This window comes from Kocuria cellulosilytica, from assembly GCF_040981245.1.
GTDB classification, from domain to species: domain Bacteria; phylum Actinomycetota; class Actinomycetes; order Actinomycetales; family Micrococcaceae; genus Kocuria; species Kocuria cellulosilytica.
Genome location: NZ_JAVFWZ010000002.1, coordinates 481,460 through 500,602, shown reverse-complemented (window position 1 = coordinate 500,602; position 19,143 = coordinate 481,460). Strand labels below are relative to the sequence as shown.

At 74.1% G+C, this 19,143-nt stretch carries 20 protein-coding genes; 7 read left to right on the top strand and 13 right to left on the bottom strand.

Annotated elements, in window-relative coordinates:
• Positions 1-5 precede the first annotated feature (5 nt).
• The 3 genes from RCG67_RS04890 to RCG67_RS04880 all read right to left on the bottom strand — a co-directional run bounded on the left by RCG67_RS04890 (position 6) and on the right by RCG67_RS04880 (position 3,481).
• Positions 6-1,496 carry a helix-turn-helix transcriptional regulator gene (locus RCG67_RS04890; RefSeq protein WP_368825083.1) on the bottom strand — a complete coding sequence of 497 codons (1,491 nt, stop codon included), beginning with the start codon at positions 1,494-1,496 and terminating at the stop codon, positions 6-8.
• Positions 1,403-2,659 (bottom strand): ATP-binding protein, encoded by a 1,257-nt coding sequence (locus RCG67_RS04885; protein ID WP_368825082.1) that lies wholly within the window; start codon positions 2,657-2,659, stop codon positions 1,403-1,405. The genes RCG67_RS04890 and RCG67_RS04885 overlap by 94 nt, the downstream gene beginning before the upstream one ends.
• A 99-nt stretch (positions 2,660-2,758) precedes the next feature.
• Complete coding sequence (locus RCG67_RS04880; protein ID WP_368825081.1) at positions 2,759-3,481, bottom strand: hypothetical protein; 723 nt, start codon at positions 3,479-3,481, stop codon at positions 2,759-2,761.
• 183 nt (positions 3,482-3,664) lie between these two features.
• Between RCG67_RS04880 and RCG67_RS04875 the strand changes: the two genes are divergently transcribed.
• Complete coding sequence (locus RCG67_RS04875) at positions 3,665-5,038, top strand: hypothetical protein (RefSeq protein WP_368825080.1); 1,374 nt, start codon at positions 3,665-3,667, stop codon at positions 5,036-5,038.
• 170 nt (positions 5,039-5,208) lie between these two features.
• Positions 5,209-5,553, top strand: a complete 345-nt coding sequence (locus RCG67_RS04870; RefSeq protein ID WP_368825079.1) for a type II toxin-antitoxin system VapB family antitoxin — start codon at positions 5,209-5,211, stop codon at positions 5,551-5,553.
• On the opposite strand, the gene RCG67_RS04865 is transcribed toward RCG67_RS04870, so the two are convergent.
• Entirely contained in the window at positions 5,537-6,205 is a 669-nt protein-coding gene (locus RCG67_RS04865) for a TetR/AcrR family transcriptional regulator (protein ID WP_368825078.1), read from the bottom strand. The genes RCG67_RS04870 and RCG67_RS04865 overlap by 17 nt on opposite strands.
• 218 nt (positions 6,206-6,423) lie before the next feature.
• Complete coding sequence (locus tag RCG67_RS04860; protein WP_058873880.1) at positions 6,424-7,281, bottom strand: hydroxymethylpyrimidine/phosphomethylpyrimidine kinase; 858 nt, start codon at positions 7,279-7,281, stop codon at positions 6,424-6,426.
• 226 nt (positions 7,282-7,507) lie between these two features.
• Between RCG67_RS04860 and RCG67_RS04855 the strand changes: the two genes are divergently transcribed.
• On the top strand, positions 7,508-8,221 hold the full coding sequence (locus RCG67_RS04855) for a queuosine precursor transporter (RefSeq protein ID WP_368825077.1): 714 nt from the start codon (positions 7,508-7,510) through the stop codon (positions 8,219-8,221).
• 46 nt (positions 8,222-8,267) lie between these two features.
• Here the strand turns inward: RCG67_RS04855 and RCG67_RS04850 are convergent, their stop codons facing one another.
• Complete coding sequence (locus tag RCG67_RS04850; RefSeq protein ID WP_368825076.1) at positions 8,268-9,077, bottom strand: MBL fold metallo-hydrolase; 810 nt, start codon at positions 9,075-9,077, stop codon at positions 8,268-8,270.
• An 81-nt stretch (positions 9,078-9,158) separates the two neighbouring features.
• Here RCG67_RS04850 and RCG67_RS04845 point away from each other — a divergent pair, with 81 nt between their 5' ends.
• Positions 9,159-9,881 (top strand): TVP38/TMEM64 family protein, encoded by a 723-nt coding sequence (locus RCG67_RS04845; RefSeq protein WP_368825075.1) that lies wholly within the window; start codon positions 9,159-9,161, stop codon positions 9,879-9,881.
• A 109-nt stretch (positions 9,882-9,990) separates the two neighbouring features.
• Here RCG67_RS04845 and RCG67_RS04840 read toward each other — a convergent pair whose 3' ends face one another.
• Positions 9,991-11,568: an alanine/glycine:cation symporter family protein gene (locus RCG67_RS04840; protein WP_368825074.1), complete on the bottom strand. Its 1,578-nt coding sequence runs from the start codon at positions 11,566-11,568 to the stop codon at positions 9,991-9,993.
• Between the two features lie 170 nt (positions 11,569-11,738).
• Positions 11,739-11,927 (bottom strand): hypothetical protein, encoded by a 189-nt coding sequence (locus tag RCG67_RS04835; protein WP_368825073.1) that lies wholly within the window; start codon positions 11,925-11,927, stop codon positions 11,739-11,741.
• 161 nt (positions 11,928-12,088) lie between these two features.
• On the opposite strand from RCG67_RS04835, the gene RCG67_RS04830 reads away from it, so the two are divergent.
• From RCG67_RS04830 to RCG67_RS04820, 3 genes are all read left to right on the top strand, one after another.
• A complete protein-coding gene (locus RCG67_RS04830; protein ID WP_368825072.1) occupies positions 12,089-12,514 on the top strand; it encodes an Lrp/AsnC family transcriptional regulator in 426 nt (141 codons plus the stop codon).
• Between the two features lie 66 nt (positions 12,515-12,580).
• Positions 12,581-13,054 (top strand): universal stress protein, encoded by a 474-nt coding sequence (locus RCG67_RS04825; protein ID WP_368825071.1) that lies wholly within the window; start codon positions 12,581-12,583, stop codon positions 13,052-13,054.
• A 126-nt stretch (positions 13,055-13,180) separates the two neighbouring features.
• The gene (locus tag RCG67_RS04820; RefSeq protein ID WP_368825070.1) at positions 13,181-13,648 is read left to right on the top strand and encodes a universal stress protein; all 468 of its coding nucleotides are present in this window, start codon (positions 13,181-13,183) and stop codon (positions 13,646-13,648) included.
• On the opposite strand, the gene tgt is transcribed toward RCG67_RS04820, so the two are convergent.
• The 5 genes from tgt to RCG67_RS04795 all read right to left on the bottom strand — a co-directional run bounded on the left by tgt (position 13,630) and on the right by RCG67_RS04795 (position 19,119).
• Positions 13,630-14,868, bottom strand: a complete 1,239-nt coding sequence (gene tgt / locus RCG67_RS04815) for a tRNA guanosine(34) transglycosylase Tgt (protein WP_368825130.1) — start codon at positions 14,866-14,868, stop codon at positions 13,630-13,632. The two genes, RCG67_RS04820 and tgt, sit on opposite strands and share 19 nt — an antisense overlap.
• 129 nt (positions 14,869-14,997) lie before the next feature.
• Positions 14,998-15,540, bottom strand: coding sequence for an NUDIX hydrolase family protein (locus RCG67_RS04810; RefSeq protein WP_368825069.1), 543 nt, complete (start codon positions 15,538-15,540; stop codon positions 14,998-15,000).
• Positions 15,541-15,637: 97 nt separating this feature from the next.
• Positions 15,638-16,885, bottom strand: a complete 1,248-nt coding sequence (locus RCG67_RS04805; protein ID WP_368825068.1) for a glycoside hydrolase family 76 protein — start codon at positions 16,883-16,885, stop codon at positions 15,638-15,640.
• A 42-nt stretch (positions 16,886-16,927) separates the two neighbouring features.
• Positions 16,928-18,181 carry a DUF418 domain-containing protein gene (locus RCG67_RS04800; RefSeq protein WP_368825067.1) on the bottom strand — a complete coding sequence of 418 codons (1,254 nt, stop codon included), beginning with the start codon at positions 18,179-18,181 and terminating at the stop codon, positions 16,928-16,930.
• Entirely contained in the window at positions 18,178-19,119 is a 942-nt protein-coding gene (locus RCG67_RS04795; protein ID WP_368825066.1) for a pseudouridine synthase, read from the bottom strand. Before RCG67_RS04795 ends, RCG67_RS04800 begins: the two co-directional genes overlap by 4 nt.
• Positions 19,120-19,143 lie beyond the last annotated feature (24 nt).

Below are 19,143 nucleotides of genomic sequence, written 5' to 3'. Positions count from 1 at the left end.
CCAGCCTAGGAACGCGGTGGGGGCCCCGGATCGGTGTCCTCACCCATCTTTGCGTCGAGCTCCACCCACGTCACGGAGGCGCCGCTGCCCGGGTCCTCGCGAGCCATGAGACGCGCGACCGCCGCGGTGCGCGTGGACACGTCGAGCTTGGTCAGGACATCGGCCACGTGGTGCTCCACCGTGCGTCGCGAGATGTGCAGGGCGGAGGCGATCTCCGGGTTGCTCAGACCCTCCGCGACGAGGCCCAGGACCTCCGCCTGACGGCCCGTGAGCTGGTCGGGATGGGCACGGGTCGAGGCGTGGGGGCCTCGGGGAACCGGCATCCCCAGCGTTCGCATCCGATCGCCGGCCCGCTTCTCCAGCGGTGCGGCGCCCAGGCTCCGGGCGAGGCCGACGGCCTCGGCCAGGGTGCTCTCCTCGCTGGTGAGCGAGAGCAGCAGCGCACGGTCGTAGGACCAGCCCACCGCGCCGAACGCGTCGGCCGCGGCCACCCAGTCGCCGGCCGCCATCGCCGCATGCGGGGCCGAAGCCGGCTCCGGTGCTCGTGGGGACAGCCCGCACACGGTGGCCCAGGCGGCGGCCCGTCCGCGGCCCCAGCCGGTCCCGAGCGGGGTTCGGCCGACGATGCGGGCGACCTCCTCGATCCGCTCCACCGGCAGCGGCTCGCCGTGGAGCAGGGCACGCTCCACCTGGAGCTCGAGCACCGGCTGCATCCGCTTGAGCTCGCCGGTGCGGTCGGCATCCACGGCGAGGGAGGCGAGCAGCTCGTCGGCGTCGGCGTCACCGCGCCGGAGGGCGAGCTCGGTCAGCACGGTGCGGGCCTGGAGCCCCGTCACCGTGCCGGCCGCGGACGGGGCGCTCCGCAGACTGGCACCGGCCAGGTGTGCCGCTCTCGTCCACTCGCCCCGTCGCAGGAGCAGCCATGCCTCGACGGCGTCGAGGTAGGCGGCCATGGCTTCCACCTCGTGGGTCCGCGCGTAGTCCCGGCCTCCTTCGCAGTGGGCCATTGCGTCTTCCGGCCTGACCCACTGGAAGCTGACGTAGGCCAGCGCGGTGTAGGCGAGCATGGCGCTGTGGTGCTGACCCGACCGCTGGGCGAGACGCAGGGCCGCGAGCAGGGGCGCGGTGTCGTCGGCGTCCAGCTGCATGCGCATGGCGCCCATGCTGGTGAGGGCGCGCGTGCGGACCTCGGCGTCCTCACCGGCGAGGTCCGCCGCCTGCTGCCCCCACAGCCGGCTGTCCGCCGCGTGCCCGGCCAGCATGGCCAGCTCGGCGGACTGCACGTAGGCCCGGGCACGGGCAGCCGGGGAGGCGCGGAGGCCGAGCCCTGTGCGCGCTGCCTCCGCGTCCTCCCGGGCGGCCTTCCCGGCACCCCTGAACCAGTGCAGGTGCGCCCGGAAGGTCAGGCAGCGGACCACCGCCTCCTGATGTCCCAGCCCGGTGCGCAGCTCGACGGCACGGGTGACGGCGGTGAGCGCGTCCTCTGTCCGGCCCACCAGGTAGGCGCTGCGCGCCAGCTCCTCCCAGATCTGTGCCCGGTCCTCCGGGGGAGCCGGTCGGCGAAGTCCGAGGCCCGGCGGAAGTGCGAGAAGGCTTCCCGGTGGGACTCGGCCACGCGCGCCAGCCGTGCGGCGACCGGCGACTGCTCCGCGACGACGTCCGTGTCTCCGGCCGCCTCGGCGTGGTGGACGAGTTCAGCAGGGTCCGCCCGCACCTCCTGGAGCGCCTGCAGGATCGTGCCGTGCAGGACCCGGCGTCGTCCCGGCAGCACGCTGGAACGGACGGCGGCCTGGGTCAAGGCGTGCCGGAAGCGCACGTGCCGCGGGTCGCTGGTGAGCAGCTGCCGCCGCTCGAGCTGCTCGACGGCCAGCGACCAACCGGGTTCGGCGATGTCCAGCACGTCCGTGGCCATCCGGCCGGGGACCATGGAGATCAGCTCGAGCAGCTCCCGGGAGGCGTCCTCCAGCTGGGCGACTCGTCCCATGACGGCGTCCGCCAGGGAAGGCGGAGGCGAATCCCCCCGTCCGGCGATCAGCTCGGTGACGAAGAACGGATTGCCGCCGGAGAGGGCGAACACCCGTTCGGCGTCCGGACCGGCCAGCCGGGCCACGGCGGCGGACGAGAGGGGAGCGAGCTCCAGGTGCGCCGAGGTGGTGCCCCGCACGGCGGCGATCGCGGCACGCAGGGGCTGACCCGGGTCCACCTCGCCCGGGCGATAGGTCAGCAGGAGCACGGCGGGCAGGTCTGCCATCCGGCGGCCGAGGACGACGACGGCGTCGACGGTGGCCTGGTCCGCCCAGTGGACGTCCTCGAGCACGAGGACGCTGGGGCCGTCGACGGACCGAAGGTGCTCCAGGAGCATGGAGGGGAACGACGCCGGGACGGACGGTTGCCGGAGCGCGTCGGCGAGCGGCTGCGGAAGCTCCTCCGAGAAGTCGCGGAAGACGCCCAGCGGCCGCGGTGTCGCCAGGTCGTCGCAGAAGCCCCGCAACCAGCGGGCTCGGCCCGCGACCTCGGCACCGAAACGCTCCACGACCGCGGATTTCCCGATGCCCGGCTCGCCGGTCACGAGCACCACGGAGCCGCGGGCATGTGCGGCGTCGCGCAGAGCCGCGTGCAGCGCACGGAACTCCTGATCACGCTCCAGCAGGTCCACCATCGTCACCTCCGCGTGCGGTGTGACCGAGTTGTGCCCTTGCAGTGCAGGTCGAGAATTCTACCACGACACCTTGTCCGAGCCCTCGGACGACGGGAGCGGTCAGCTCTCGCCGGGGTGCCTCACGCTCCGACGGTGGAGGACGGCGGCGGCCGCGGCGCCCACCACCAAGAGCCCCACGACCCACCCGGTGGCGGCGGAGCCGGCGGGCGCGTCCTGGGCGGGGACCCGGGTCACGGTCCCCAGCGAGATGCGCGTGAGCGTCCCGGGGCTCACCTGCTGCTGTCCGGGCAGCATCTGCCCCCGGGCTGCGGGGGCGTGCCGGAGCAGGGCTCCGGAGCCGGGACGGTGGGCCGCGGCGGCACCGGGTCCCACGAGGGAGGCCTGCTCCATGGCGGGGGGATCCACCGCGTGCGCGCTCCGGTCCGCCGGGGTCCCGGCGTCCGCCTCCGCCGTGACCTCCTCGGCGCCGAGCTCCCCGGTGCGGTCCTGGCCGGCCGGACCTTTCCCGGCGGGGTCCGCGCCGTTCCCCGGCGCCGTGGGCCCCTCGGCGGCGGGGGAGGGGCGGTCGTCCGCCGGTGTGCCGCCGGCCTCGGGCGCCGGAGCGTCCTCGGGTGCGGAGGCGGGGGTCTCGGCCGGGCCGGGGTCCGGCAGGGGGTCGGCCGCACCGCCCGGCCCCTCGTCCGGCGCAGGCTCGGGCGCGGGCTCCTCGGCGGGGGACCCGGCGGCCGGTGCGGGAGACGGCGGGGTCTCGACGGCGTGGGCCGCCCCCGGTGCGGGGGCGAAGATCAGGAGGGCGGCCAGCGCCAGGGGGCGAAGGGTCATGGGGGGTCTCTCCGGGGGGGGGTGACGACGGATCAGGACCACATCGTAACGTTGCGTCGCTCCACCACCTGTGTTCGCTAATGCAATACCCTGCTGATGTGACGGAACGGGCTGTTCCGCCGCACCAGCAGCTGCCCCCCCGGCTGTTCTCCCCCCGTCCTCTATCCCCCCAAGAGGTCCTCCTTGAAGCTGCCTTCGTTCCCCATGCCCTCGACCGCCCTGCCCGCCGCTCTCCTGGCCGGCGCGATGCTCGCCGGCACGATGGTCGGGGCGACCGCCCCGGCCCACGCCTCGACGACCAGCACGGTCCACACCGCCGCCGGCGTCTCCTCGCAGTACCACCTCTACGACGCCGGCGTCGACCGGTCCAAGGCCGTCGGCGTGGTCTTCTACTTCGACGGCGACGGGCAGTACTACGCCCAGCGCCCCACCGCCTCGATGCTCAGGACCATGGCCGCCCGGGCCGCTGCCAAGAACATGATCCTCGTGGTGCCGGTCGCCCCCGCCAACCGGTCCTGGACCTCGAACAGCGAGGCGGTCGGTGACTGGTTCCGCGCCCTGGCGGCCAGGGTCGTCTCCGAGCAGCGTGTCGACACGACCCGCATCCACCTGGCCGGGTACTCCGGCGGCGCGGAGTTCATCTCCACCGAGGTGCTCTCCGACCGCGCCGGCTGGATCCGGGGCGGCGGGTCGACCCTGATCGGCGGCGGCGGCGTCTACAACGGCCGGCTCGAGAGCACCCCCGACGCCGCGCTCCGGGCCACGGACCCGACCTGGTACGTCGGCTCCCTCGACAGCTACGGCGCCACCCAGCCGTCCAACTGGTCCGCGCTGGAGGCGGCCGGCAAGGGTGCGGCCGCCTACCGGAACGCCGGCTTCGCGAAGGCCGACCGCGTGGTGATGGCCGGGCTGCACCACACCAACTACGACCTGGCCGACCTGGTCGGCGACGACGTCGACCGTCTCTACTCCGGCACCGGCGCGGCCCCGGCGCCCGGGACCGTCTCGCCCACCGGCAACGACGTCGTCAACGGCTACCAGCTCACCGGGGCGATCGGGCGCACGTGGGCGGCGCTGGGCGGCACCGCGTGGGCCACGCCGGTCAGCGCGGAGTACGCCTCCGGGCACGGCTCCGTCTACCAGCGCTTCGCGGGCGCCGACGGCCGGGACAAGGCCCTCTACTGGTCCAAGGCCACCGGGACCCGGATGGTCGACTACGGCGGGTCGATCGGCCGGAAGTTCGCTGCCGACGGCTACGCGGGCAGCTACGGCCCGCCGCGGACCGACGAGAAGCGGACCGCCGACGGCGGGGCCTACCAGGTCTTCGACGCGTCCGGGAAGCGGACCAAGATCATGTGGTCCTCGCGCACCGGCTCGAACGCGATCAAGGAGTACGGGGCCATCGGCCGGAAGTGGGCGGCTTTGGGCCACGAGCGGGGCCTGGGCTACCCGACCACCGACGAGTTCAGCACCTCGAGCGGCATGGCCCAGAACTACACCGGCGGCCGGATCGAGTGGAACGCCACCACCCGGGCCGTCACCGTGACCCGGAGCTGACTCCGGAGCCGACCCCCGGGGGTGCGCGGCGGTCCCTGCGGATCCCCCGCCGGAACCGCCGGCGCCCCCGGCGGCACGTGCGCCGCCGGGGCCGGGGGTGCACGGGCCACCGGCAGCGCGCCGGGCGGTGGCTCCCCGTGCGCCGCGGGGCCCGCCCCTAGGATGAACGCATGATCTTCAAGGCCGTGGGCGACTCCCGTCCGTACCCGGACCACGGTCTGGTCACGCCGACGGACTGGTCCGGCGTCCCGCCGCGCCGGGTCCGCCTGGACCAGTTGGTCACCACGAAGACCACCCTCGACCTGGCCACCCTGCTGGACGCGGACTCCACGTTCTACGGCGACCTCTTCCCGCACGTGGTGCGGTGGGACGGCCACCTCTACCTGGAGGACGGGCTGCACCGGGCGCTGCGCACCGCGCTGCACCACCGCACGGTGATGCACGCGCGCGTGCTGGAGCTCGGCCCCGCACCGGGTGCGCGTGCGGAGCGGGGCGCGGTCAGGACGCGGCGCTGAGCGGAGGCCGTTCGGGGGCGAGCGGCACGGGGTGGCCCTCGGCGTCGAACTGCGCCCCCAGGCCCTGCTGGATGAAGCGGACGGTGGAGCGGATGTGCTGCTCCCGCGCCGCCCGGTCCTGGTCGGAGTTCTGCCCGCGGTCCGCCGCGGCGGTCAGGGAGCCGTGGACCAGGGCGGCGAGCTCCGAGATGTCGCCCGGCGGCAGATAGGACTGGCCGATCGCGTCCCGCAGGATCGCGGCGAGCAGGCCCTGCAGCTCGCCCACGTGCTCGCCCAGCTTCTGGTAGTCCTCCGGGGAGAGGACGGTGCGCATGGTGGGACCCGGGGGCAGGTGGCGCCGCGTGAGGTCCTCGATCTGGGCACGGATGTAGACGGCGAGCCGGTCGACCGGGTTGGCGACGCCCTCGAGGTCGCGGCGCAGATCGGTCATGAACCGCTCGGTCTCGTCCAGGGCGTAGGCCACGAGCAGCTCGCCCATGTCCGCGAAGTAGTTGTAGACCGCGGTGCGGCCCACGCCGGCGTTCTTGGCCACGTGCGTCATGGTCAGCCCGGTGAGGCCCTGCTGGTAGAGCAGCTGGCCGAAGGAGTCGAGGATCGCTCGTTTGGTGTTCTCCCGCTGCGCGGCATTGGTGGCCGCAGAAATACGAGGCATGATGACACCTTATCTGTGCGTGTCACCAAATTATGCACACTGTGCTGAGCCTTGGTGACGGTATGTCTGACTATGACACCACCGTTTCCGGGAATTCGGCTCCTCCGCACAGAAGGTCTGGGGAAACGTCCAGGAAACCCTCAGCAGAACAGGGCTCCACGGCCTCGCGGGCCGGACGCCCGCCGGACCGGCCGGCGGGCGTCCGGGCCCTCACCCGCTCACCGCTCGGCGGCCGAGCCGCCCTGCCAGAGGGAGTCGAACGGGGCGCGCGAGCTGAGCCGGCGCCGGATGCCCGCGGAGACGAAGGCCTTCGCGGCGCGGGCCGCGTCGAGGGGCTCGGCCCCCTTCGCCAGCTCCGCGGCGACCGCGGCCGCGAGCGTGCAGCCCGCCCCGGCCACGGGGACCTCGCCGACCTTGGGCTCCGAGAGCACCTCGAGGGTGGTCCCGTCGTAGAAGACGTCGACGGCGTCGGGGCCGGCGAGACGGACCCCGCCCTTGGCGAGGACCACGGCACCGGACGTCTCGTGGATCCGCCGCGCGGCCTCCACGAGGTGCTCGACGGTGCTGATCTCGTCCATGCCGGACAGGGAGAGGGACTCGAAGTGGTTCGGGGTCACGAAGGTGGCCAGCGGCAGGACCTTCGCCTTCAGCGCCTCGTCCGTGTCCAGGGCCGCGCCCGGCTCCTGGCCCTTGCAGATGAGCACCGGGTCGAGGACCAGGTGGCGCGGCGCCAGTGCGGTGAGGACCTCGGCCGTGGTGGCGATGGTCTCGGGGCTGCCCAGCATGCCGATCTTGACGGCGTCGAGCTCGTGGGCGGCCGTGATCGCCTCGAGCTGCTCGCGCAGCACGTCCTGCGGCACGGGGAACAGGCGGTGCCCCCAGTCCTCGGCCGGGTCGAAGGAGACGATGCAGGTGAGGGCGAGGGAGCCGAAGACCCCGAGCTCCTGGAAGGTCTTGAGGTCCGCCTGGGCGCCGGCGCCGCCGGTGGCCTCGGAGCCGGCGATCGTCAGGGCCACGGGCGGCTGGGCGGCGCGGTCCGCGGCGGCGGGCGTGGGAACGGTGCTGGTGTCGGTCATGGGAGCCATTGTGCGCCCCCGTCCGGGGCCGGGGCCAACCGCCGGGGCTAGACTGTCGGACGGTCTCCGGCCGGTCCGCGGGTCCCCGCCCGGGACCCGCGGCGGCGGGGAAGGGGCTCCCGGGTGGCAGGCGGGGCCCCGCGTCCGTCCAGCACACCGCACAGATCGAACCACGGCGTCCGCCCGCACGGGCCGGCGCCGCGTCAAGACAGATTGGTGACCGACCGTGTCCTCCTCCTCCGGCCCGGCCCCCGCCGGGTTCGCCCGCCGCCCCCGCACGCACTTCGACCTCGTCGTGGCGGCGTACTGCGTGATCCTGGTGCTCTCCAACGTCGCCGCGACCAAGGGGGTCGCCTTCGGCCCCGTCATCACCGACGGGGGGTTCTTCCTCTTCCCCCTCGCCTACGTCCTCGGCGACGTCGTGGCGGAGGTCTACGGCTTCCGCTCCGCCCGCCGGGCCATCGTCACCTCGTTCGCCGCGGGGCTGTTCTCCTCGGTCGTGTTCTGGCTCGTCATCGCCCTGCCGCCGGCGGAGTTCTACGACGGCCAGGCCGCCTTCGAGGCCGTCCTCGGCCCGGTCCCGCTCATCGTGGCGGGATCCCTGCTGGGCTACCTCGCGGGGCAGCTGCTCAACGCCTTCGTGATGGTCCGGATCAAGGCCCGCACCCGGGAGAAGCACCTGTGGGCGCGGCTCATCGGCTCGACCCTGGTGGGCGAGCTCGTGGACACCGTGGTCTTCTGCACCGTGGCGGCCCCGGTCATCGGCATCACCACGGCGGGGGACTTCCTCAACTACGTGGTGGTGGGCTACGTGTACAAGGTCCTGGTCGAGGTGCTCGTCATGCCGGTGACCTACGCCGTGATCGGCTGGCTCAAGCGCCGGGAGCCGACCTACGGCGAGGCCGGCGCCGCGGGGGAGGCCCTCGCGCCCCTGCGCTGACCGGCCGGGCCGGGGCTGCGGCCCCGCCCGGGTCCGCGGACGAGGATCAGAAGCCGAGGTAGGCCAGCTGCGCGCCCACCGAGCTGCGGGCGGCGGGCAGCACGTGCGCCGGGACGTCGGCGTAGATCCTGGCCGTGATGGCCTCGAGGGTCGCCGCGCGGCCCAGGCTCCGCAGGGCCTCCCGCACCTCCGCGAGACGCTCCATGCGGTGCTCGAGGAGCTCCTCGCACACCGCCTCGACGTCCTCCCGCACGTCCGCGTGCGCCGGCAGCACCAGGGCGTCGCCCAGCACCGCCAGGCGCTGCAGCGAGCGCAGGTAGTCGCCCAGGCTCCCGTCCGGGTGGTCGAGCATCGTGGTCCCCCGGCCCAGGACCGTGTCGCCGGTGAGCACAGAGCCCGTGGCGCGCGCCGCGGCCTCGGCGTCCCCGCCCGGGGCCGGCGTGTCGTCGGGCAGGTGGAAGCTCACGGAGTCGGAGGTGTGCCCAGGGGTGTGCAGCACCCGGATCCGGCACCCGGCGGCCTCGATCGTCTCGTGGTCCGCCAGCGGGGCGGCGTCGCGGCAGAACTCCGGCAGGAAGGCGCGCACGGGCGCGCCGGTGAGCGCGTGGAAGTCGTCGACGGCCTCGGTGTGGTCGACGTGGCGGTGCGTGACCAGCGTCAGCACGGTCCGCCCCGCCGCGGCCAGGGCGGCGAGGTGGCCGCGGTCGGCCGGACCCGGGTCCACGACGACGACGTCCTGCTGCCCCGGCGCCCCGATCAGCCACGAGTTGGTGCCGTCCAGGGTCATGGGCCCCGGGTTGGGCGCGGTCAGCCGCCGGGTCAGTGCAGTGGTGCGGGTCGCGGCGTCCTGGGTCATGCGGGCAGACTATCCGAGCCCGGTGGGGGACCGGCACTCCGGCCCTCGGCGCCGGCGGCGGCGGTCGGTACAGTGGCGCACGTGAGCACCGAACCTGCGCCGGAGCCGGGGGCCCGCGAGCCCGGCGCGCGGCCGGCGTGGATCACCGCGCTCAAGGGCGGGGCGCTCCTGGTGCTGCTGGGCGTGGCCGTCTGGTACCTCATCGGCCACGAGCTGCCGACCGTGGAGCAGGTGCGGACCTTCGTCGAGGGGTTCGGCGCGTGGGGTCCCCTCGTCTTCGCCGGGGTGTTCGTCCTGGTGGCGGCCACGCCGGTCCCGGTGACGATCATGGCCGTGTCCGGAGGGTTCCTCTTCGGCATGGCCCAGGGCAGCGTGGTCGGGGTCGTCGCCACCACCGCCGGAGCCTGGCTGGGGTACTGGCTGGCCCGGTTCCTCGGCCGCGACGCCCTGTACCGGCTCGCGGGAAGCCGCGTCGAGGCGGTGGAGCGCAAGCTCGTCGGGAAGGGCTTCCTCACGGTGCTCGTGCTCCGGCCGGTCGTGCCCAACTGGACCCTCAGCTACGGGGCGGGGCTCGTGCGCATCCCGCAGCGCGACTACCTCGGGGCCACCCTGCTGGGGGGGATGCCGGGCCAGGTGAGCTTCGCCGCGGTGGGGGCCTTCACGTCCCGGCCGTCGTGGCCGGCCCTGGCGGTGGTCGCCGCCTCCTGGGCGGTCGTGGTGGTCGTGGGCGTGCTCGCCTGGCGGAGGTCCCGGAACGAGTCCCAGCGCGCGCCCGGCGCCGACGACGCCGGGACCACCGAGTAGGCGCAGCCGGTCGGGCTCCGGGCACGGCGACGCCCGGCCCTCGGAACGAGGACCGGGCGTCGGCCGTGCGGTGCGGCCGTGTGATGCGATCGTGCGGACGCGCCGTGGGTCAGGCGTCGTTGCGGACCGCGGTGGACCCGTCCGACGGCTCGTTGCCGAGGAGGTGCAGCGTGCCGCTCTTGCGGTCGGCGAGGTACTCCTTCATCTCCTTCTTGATGACGGGCAGCAGCAGGTAGACCCCGAGCAGGTTGACGAAGCCGCAGACGAACAGCGCCGCGTCGGCGAAGGCGATGACCTCGCTGAAGGTCAGGACGGTGCCCGCCACGGTGAAGAACAGGTAGATGCCGCGGAAGATGTTGTCGCTGAGCCGGCTGCGCCCGAACAGGAACTCCCACGCCTTGAGGCCGTAGTAGAACCAGGTGATGAGGGTGGAGAAGGCGAACAGGATCACCGCGATCGCCAGGATGATCGGGAACCAGGGGATGACCGTGGCGAAGGCGTCCGAGGTGAGGATGACGCCGTCGGGAGCGCCCCCACCGGCCTGCACCTGGTCGATGCCGGCCTGCAGGCTGGGGGCGCCGGCGATGATGATGGCGAGGGCGGTCATGGTGCAGATGATCACGGTGTCCACGAAGGGCTCGAACATCGCCACGAACCCCTCGCTCACGGGGCGGCGGGTCTTGACGGCCGAGTGGGCGATCGGGGCGGAGCCGAGGCCCGCCTCGTTGGAGAACGCCGCGCGCTGGAAGCCCACGATCATGACGCCCAGGACGCCGCCGGCCATGCCCTCCGGGGAGAACGCGCCGTCGACGATGGAGGCGAAAGCGGCCGGCACCTGGGGCAGGTTGACGAGGATGACGACCAGGCACGCGGTGACGTAGACGGCGGCCATGGCCGGCACCAGCCGGCTGGTGGTGGCGCCGATGGACTTGATGCCGCCGATGATGACCAGGCCCACGAAGCCCGCGAGGATCAGGCCGAAGATGAGGGCCGCCCCGGCGCTGCCGAGGAAGCCGTCGGGGCCGCCCGTCACGTTGCGCGCCTGGGCGAACGTCTGGTTGGCCTGGAACATGTTGCCGCCGGCGGCGCCGAACAGGAGGATCGCGACGGCGAAGATGCCGGTGAAGATCTTGGCGACGACGCTGCCGAACTTGCCGTAGGCGACGAGCAGGTACCGGAAGGGCCCGCCGCTGACGGTGCCGTCCTCGTGGACCTCGCGGTACTTCACGCCGAGCGTGCACTCCGCGAACTTCGTGGCCATGCCGAGCAGGCCGGCGCAGATCATCCAGAAGGTGGCGCCCGGCCCGCCGAGGGCCATCGCCGCGCCGACACCGGCGATGTTGCCCAGCCCCACGGTGCCGGACAGTGCGGAGGTCAGGGCCTGGAAGTGGGGGACCTCACCGGGGTCGTCCTTGGACGAGAACTTGCCCCGGACCACGTCCCAGGAGACCTTGAGGCCGCGGAACTGGATGAAGCCGAAGTAGACGGTGAAGATCACGCCGGCCGCGATGAGCCAGGCCACGACGAACGGGAAGCTGACGCCCGCGACGGTGATCGGGACGAAGACGATGGTCGAGAAGACCTCGGTGATGGGGGCGAACGCCGAGTTGATGGCGTTGTCGATGGCCGCCAGCCACTCGACGTCCTCGGCCACGGTCGCCATGGGTGCCGCTTGTGTGATCTGCATCTCACCACTACACCCTGCCGGAGGGCCGTTGGCAACAGACACGCCTGTCGTCCGAAGTGCGATCTTGTCACGGCAACAAGAAGTTAACACGCGGCGGCCCGGCCTCTCGTGAGAGGCCGGGCCGCCGGGGGTGCTGCTCCGGTGTCGTCGTCGGCGCCGGAGCGCCCGGGTCAGCGGCCGGCGTGCGACCCGCCGGTCAGGTACTGCGGGGAGGTCATGGCGCACACGCGGAGCCCGCGGGCGAGGTCGCTGCCGGCGCGGCGCAGGGCGCCCCCGGCACGGATGCCGGCGGGGGCCGCGGCCCGGCCGATGGCGGTGAAGAGGAGGGCGGGGAGACCGAAGACGAAGAGCAGAGCCATGGGAACATCGAGCTTTCTGTGCGCGGGGCGAGAAGATCCGTGGGTCCGAGGCTGGGTCGCCGGAGGTCCCGGCGAGGGGCTGTCCCTCGGTTGACATCTAAAGTCTAACGGGCCGATAGTGAATCATTCAATGTGATTGCGCTCACGGAAGGAGCGAATTGTTGCGTGTTGACGATATTGACCGGCAGATCATTGCGTCACTGGTCCAGGACAGCCGGGAGAGCTATGCGGCCATCGGCCAGAAGGTGGGCCTGTCGGCCCCCGCGGTCAAGCGCCGGGTGGACGTGCTGCAGCAGACGGGTGCCATCAAGCGCTTCACCGCGGAGGTCGACCCCCTCGTGCTGGGGTGGCACATCCAGGCCTTCGTGGAGCTGCACTGCGACGGCGGCCTGTCGCCGTCGATGATGCGCACGATGGCCGCGGAGATCGCCGAGGTGACCGCCGCGTACACGGTCACCGGGGAGGCGGACGGCATCTTCCTGATCCGCGCGGAGAACACCACCCACCTCGAGGACGTCATGGTCCGGATCAGGGAGTGGAAGGGCGTCAACCACACGAGGAGCTCGGTCATCCTCTCGCACCTGTGAGCGCGGCGCCGCGGGCTCTGTGATACTGGACACACATCATCGGCGTCAGGACAGCGAGGACGGAACATGGATCAGCAGTCGGATGGAGCGATCGTGGTGGGGGTCGACGGGTCTCCCCAGTCCGTGGCGGCGCTGCGCTGGGCCGCGCGCCTCGCGCCGGCCTACGGTGCGACCCTCACGGTCGTGGGGGCGTGGGAGAACCCGCCCGAGTACGTGAACTTCGTGCACTTCAAGGACGACCACTTCGACGAACTGGCCCGGAAGCGGGTGGACCGGGCGGTCCACGAGGCCTTCGGGGACGACGTCCCGGCCGGACTGCGCACCGTGGTGGAGTTCGGCCACCCCTCCAAGGTGCTGATGCAGCACAGCGAGGGGGCCACGCTGCTCGTGGTCGGGCGCCGGGGCCACGGCGGCTTCAAGGGGCTGCTGATGGGCTCCACGAGCTCGGCCTGCGTCGCCCACGCCCCCTGCCCGGTCCTCGTCCTCCCCGAGGAGTCGGTCGAGGCCGAGCACGCCGAGGCGGCCGCGAGCGCCGGCTGAGGGCGCCGCCGGCCCCCGGGGACGCCGGCGCCCTCAGCCGGGCGTGCGCCGGCCGCGGCGCCCACGGCGTCCCGCGCTCTGTGATACTGATCACGTCAGGGTGATCACACGAGCAGAGGATCGGGCATGAGCAACGGAACCGCAGCAGCGATCGTCGTCGGGGTCGACGGCTCCCCGCAGTCGGTGGAGGCGCTGCGCTGGGCGGCGCGGACGGCGGAGGCCCTCGGTGCGGGCATCAAGGCGGTCGGGGCGTGGGAGTACCCGCCCGAGTACGCCGGGTACGTCCCGCTGGGCAGTGACAACTTCGACGAGATCACCCGGAAGCAGGTCGACAAGGCGGTCCACGAGGCGTTCGGGGACGACGTGCCGGCCGGGCTCAGCACCTCCGTGGTCTTCGGCCACCCGGCCAAGGTCCTGGTGCACGAGAGCGAGGACGCCACGATGCTCGTCGTCGGGCGCCGGGGCCACGGCGGCTTCCGCGGGCTGCTGCTCGGCTCGGTCAGCGCCGCGTGCGTCGCCCACGCCTCGTGCCCGGTGCTCGTGATCCACGAGGACCCCGACGCCGGGCAGGGGGCTCAGGACCGGCGCGCGTAGTAGCGGCCCAGGACCTCGTCCCGGTACTCGACCCAGGTCCCGTCGGCCATGGCCTCCCGGGCCCCGTCCACCATGCGCACGACGAACCGCTCGTTGTGGATCGACGTGAGCGTGGCGGACAGCCGTTCCTTCGCCTTGAACAGGTGGTGCAGGTACGCCCGGGTGTAGTGCGTGCACGTGTAGCAGTCGCAGCCGGCGTCGATCGGGGCGAGGTCCGTGCGGAAGCGGGCGTTGCTGACGGTGAAGCGGCCGTCCGGGACGTACACGGTGCCCGATCGGGCCACCCGGGTGGGGGAGACGCAGTCGAAGGTGTCCACGCCGTTCTCGAGGGCCGTGAAGATGTCGTCCGGCTCCGAGATCCCCAGCAGGTGCCGGGGCCGGTCCTCGGGCAGCTCCTCGCTGCACCAGCGCACGATCGTGCCGAGGTTCTCCTTCTCGAGGGCCCCGCCGATCCCGAAGCCGTCGAAGTCCATCGCCCCGAGGTCCCGGCACGCCTTCCGGCGCAGGTCCTCGTACTGGGCGCCCTGGATCACGCCGAACAGTGCCTGGTACGGCCTGTCGGCGCGCTCCTCGGTGAGCCGCACGTGCTCGGCCACGCACCGCTGCGCCCACCGGCGGGTCCGCTCGAGGGACGTCTCCTGGTAGCCGCGGGAGTTGTGCAGCGTGGTCAGCTCGTCGAACGCGAACATGACGTCCGCGCCCAGCCGGTGCTGCACCTGCATCGAGATCTCCGGGGTGAACCGGTGGACGTCCCCGTTGATGTGGGACGTGAACGTGACCCCGTCGTCGTCGACCCGCGCCATGCGCTCCTTGCCGGTCGCGACGTCGTCGTCCCCCGCCCCCGCGGCCGCGGCCGCGGACATGTCGATGACCTTCCGGAACCCCGACCCCAGGGACATGACCTGGAAGCCCCCGGAGTCCGTGAAGGTGGGGCCGGACCAGTTCATGAACGCCCCGAGCCCGCCCGCGGCGTCCAGGACGTCCGCGCCGGGCTGCAGATAGAGGTGGTAGGCGTTGGCGAGCAGGGCCTGGGCGCCGAGCTCCGCCATGGACTCGGGCAGCACCGCCTTGACGGTGGCGGCGGTGCCGACGGGGACGAAGGCGGGGGTCCGGATCGTCCCGTGCGGCGTGCTGATGGTCCCGGTGCGGCCCAGGAACGGGCCGCCGCCCCCGGCGCGCCCCCGGGGGGCCGGGGCGGTGTCGGCCAGGCGGTGCTCCAGCTCGAAGTCGAAGGCGGCGCGGGCGGCGGTGGGCGGAAGGGTCTTCTCAGGTGCGGGCACCCGTCCATTGTGCGGCACCGGCCGGCGAAGCGCGGTCCGGGCCGGAGCCCCGTGCGCGAGCGGTGCTCCTCAGCGGCCCCAGCCGGCGTGGGCCACGGCCTGGCGCACCAGGTCCCCGCGGCCGCCCGCGAACTCGGCCTGGACCTCGGGGCTGAGCGCCTCCTCGGGGCTCATCCAGGACAGCTGCAGGGCGTCCTGGCGCGGGCTGCACTCGCCGCGCACCGGCACGATGTAGCTCAGCGCCACGGCGTGCTGGCGGTCGTCGGTCAGGCCGGTCTCGGACGGGGAGGGGAAGAACTCGGCGACGGCGAACGGCGTGGTGGACACCGGCAGCTGCGGGAAGGCCATGGCGCCCAGGTCCTTCTCCAGGTGGCGCAGGAGCGCCGCCCGGATGGTCTCCCGGTACAGCACCCGCCCGGAGACGAGCGTGTACATCATCTCGCCCTGGGGGGTGGCCTGCAGCAGCAGCCCGATCTCGGAGAGGTAGCCCAGCGGGTCGAGCCGGACCGGCAGGGCCTGCACGTACACCATCGGCAGGCGGCGGCGGGCCTCCTGCAGGTCGTCCTCGTTGAGCCAACCGGGATTCGGATCGGGGGTGCGGAGGAAACTCATACTGCTGTTCTATCCCAAGACCCCGGGCGGGGCCACGGCCCCCGCCGCCCCGGAGGGCCGGTTCAGCGCACAGCGGAGCCGGGGCGCCCCGGCCCGGTCACGGGCGGGTCAGCCGGGCGGCGGCCTCCAGGACCGTCCACGCCTGCACCTGGGTGGACAGCTCGACGGGCACGCCGGGGCGCTGCGACTCGTCGGCGTGCCGCGCCGGGTCCGGGGAGAAGATCGCGACCGTCTCGCCGGCGGCCGTGCTGTCCGGCGCGCTGAAGTCGACCGCCGGGTCGAACTCCCGCCGTCCCGCCCACAGGGCGTCGGCGGTGCCCGTCACGAGCTCCGCCGCGGTGCCGCGGACCGCGGCGGGCAGGCCCGGGTGCCGGGCGGCGTCGGCGAGGTAGCGGGCCAGGATCCCGCTGAACAGGCCGGCGTCCCCACCCCCGTGGGTGCGCAGGACGGGATGCCCGTCCAGTTCGCGGCCGTACTCCGCCGCGGCGCCCGCCACCACGTCGGCGGCCGCGCCCAGCAGGTCCGCCCGGTCCGGTCCGGCCGTGCCCGGGGCGTCCGCCAGCTCGAGCAGCGCGCCGAGCACGGGCCCGGAGTTGTAGCTGAACAGCCTCTCGTCCAGGCGCGTCACCTCGGCCCCGGACCCGGCGGCGACCAGGCGCAGGCCGTCGTGGAAGACCCTCCGCTCGGGGTTCCACAGGGTGCCCCGCAGCCAGCCGAGCACCGCACGGGCCTCCTCCCGGCGGTGCGTGCGCACGAAGGCCAGGGCCGTGGGCGCGGAGGACGCCGTGTTCTTGACGTCGTGGCGGGTGTTCCAGAAGACCCCGCCGCCGAGGTCCCCGGTGTGGCCCCGCTCCAGCCTGGCGAGCAGGGCGCTGCCGGCGTCGAGGCACGCCACGCCCGGCCGGCCGGTCAGGGCGCGGTCCAGCCCGGCGAGACGGCCCACGGCCAGCAGCAGCCACGCCATGTCGTCGTAGTAGGAGTTGTGGGTCACCCGGCCGCCGCTGCGCAGGGTGATGCCCCGCAGCAGCCGGTGCCCCTCCCGGCGGAACCGCTGCGCCCGCGCGGGCTCGTCCAGGTGCCGGAGCCCGGCGTCCACCAGCGCGTCGAGCAGGTGCGCCTGCCACCAGTAGTGCCACGGGGCCTTCGGGGACGTGGGCCGCGGGTGCGCCGGGGCGCCGAGCAGCGTGCCGGGCACCCCCAGCGCCCGCCCGCCGAACAGCTCCCGGACCGAGTGCGCCGCCCGCTGGGCTCGCTCAGCGTGCTCCGCGGCCGTGGCGGCAGGTCCGGCGGCGGGCTCGGTAGTCTCGGTGCGGTGCGCGGCGCTCGCGCCGGTCGTCGTGGGCATGGGGGCTCCTGTGTCGGCGGGGGAGAAGTGCTGCGACCGAGCCTAGGCGCTCGCCGGGGGCGGCGGGACGCCCCGGTCCCGGGCCCGGCCGAGGAAGAGCCGCCGGTGCAGGGTCTCGGCCGGTCCGGGCCGGCCGTGCCGCTCCAGCACGGCCGCACCGAGGAGCGTGGCCAGCCACACGGCGGAGCCGAGCAGCAGCGCGGCGGTGGGCGTCAGGGAACGGCCCAGGCCCAGCGCGAACGGGGGCAGCAGCACGGTGAACAGCACGGACTGCGCGAGGTAGCCGCTCATCGACCGGCGGCCCAGGGCCTGCAGCGACCACAGCGCGGGGTGCTCCCGCGCCCTGAGGGGCCCCGCCGCGGCGCCCCCGGCGCCGCGCAGCACCCGGTCGCAGACCAGCGCCACCACGAGCGCGTAGCCGATCCCCTGGGCGGCCCCCGTCACCGCGTCCGCCCCGGTGAGCACGGAGCCCGCGACGGCGGAGGGCTCGATCCGGTCCGTGGTCAGGAGCCCGGTGCCGGCGCCCGTGAGCAGCCCGAGGCCGATGCCCGCCAGCGCGGTGGCGAGCAGCCGGCCGCGGCGGGGACCGGGCTCCTCGAGCACCCGGTACCGGCTCAGGGCCAGGCCGAGCAGCAGCATGGGCAGCAGCCCCAGCAATTGGAGCGGGGCGAAGGACACCACCCCGAGTCCTTCGGCGAGCCCGAGCGCCAGCCGCTCCGGGACGGAGTCCGCCACCAGGCTGGGGAACGGCGGCGTGCCCGGCGTCCGCACGGCCCAGCTCGCCGCGCCGTAGAGGACCATGAGGACCGAGCCGAGGGCCGCGAGGACCACGAGGGTGAGCGTGCTCTCGGCGATCAGCACGGCCAGGAAGAGCCCCCCGAACGCGTAGGCGGTGATGATGTCCCCGGGGAAGAGCAGGCACGCGTGCAGGGCCCCGAAGAGCAGCAGCCACCCGTAGCGGCGCAGCAGCAGCCGGCGCGCCAGGGGCAGGGGCGTGCCGCGGGCCGCCTCCCGCGCGGCGATCTGGCCCACGCCGTAGCCCACCAGGAACGAGAACAGGGGGAAGCCGCGGCCGTCCACCAGCATCGACATGGCCATGTTGACGACGTCGTCCGCCGTCCACCCCGCGGTGCCGGCGCCGGTCCCCAGGGTCCGGTCCCGGGGGCCGTCGGTGGGTCCGGCCGCCCAGATCCACACGGTGATGTTGGCGACCGCGATGACCCAGAGCATGAGCCCCCGGGCCACGTCCGGGGCCGGGACGCGTCCGGCCGCCCGGGGGGCGCGCGGAGCGCTCACGCGGCGTCGCCGGTCATGAGGGCGCGCCGGCTCTCGAGCACGAGCGGCACGCCGGTCACCGGGTGGACGAGGGCGATCCGCCGGGCCAGCAGCTGCAGCGGGCGGTCCGGGTCCTCCGCGCCGGCCGGCCGCACCTCCGGGTACAGGGGGTCGTGCCGGACGGGCACGCCCAGTCCGGCCAGGTGCACCCGGATCTGGTGGGTGCGCCCGGTCTCGGGCCGGACGGCGTAGCGGGCCCACGTCCCCTCCGCGTCCGTGAACGGCGGCCCGGCCGCCTCGAGCACGGTGCGCGCGTTGACGGGGCCCGGGACCTCCTGCGCCTGCAGGGACGTGCGGTCCTTGACGATGCGGGACTCGACGAGGCGGGGCAGGCCCAGGCCGGGCCGGTGCCCGGCCACGGCCTCGTACTCCTTGCCCACCGCCCGCGCCTGGAAGAGGCCCTGGAACCGGCCGCGGGTGGCGGGGTCCCGCGAGAGCAGCAGGACCCCGGCGGTGCCGCGGTCGAGCCGGTGCAGCGGGGAGAGCCGGTCCTCGCCGCGGGAGCGGCGCAGCTTCACGAGCGCGCTCTGCGCCACGAACCCGCCGCGCGGTGTGGTGGGCAGCCCGTGCGGCTTGTCGACGGCCAGCAGCCACTCGTCCTCGAACAGCACCGGCAGGTCCCCGGGCAGCTCCGGCTCCTCGGGCAGGGCACGGTGGTACCAGACCGAGGCGCCGGGGCGGAAGGGGGCGCCGGGGGCGAGCGGCCGTCCGGCGTCGTCGACGATCCCGCCGTGCGCGAAGAGCTCCTCGAGCTCCGGGGCGGACGCGGGGAACCGGTTCAGCAGGTAGTCGCGGACGGTCCCGGGGACCTCGGCCTCCCCGGCCGGCAGCCGGACCCGGACCGGGTCCACGCCGTCCCGCAGCGGCAGGGGAGCGGGGGCGGGCCGACGTCGTCGCATGGTTCCCGATCGTGCTCCGCCCGC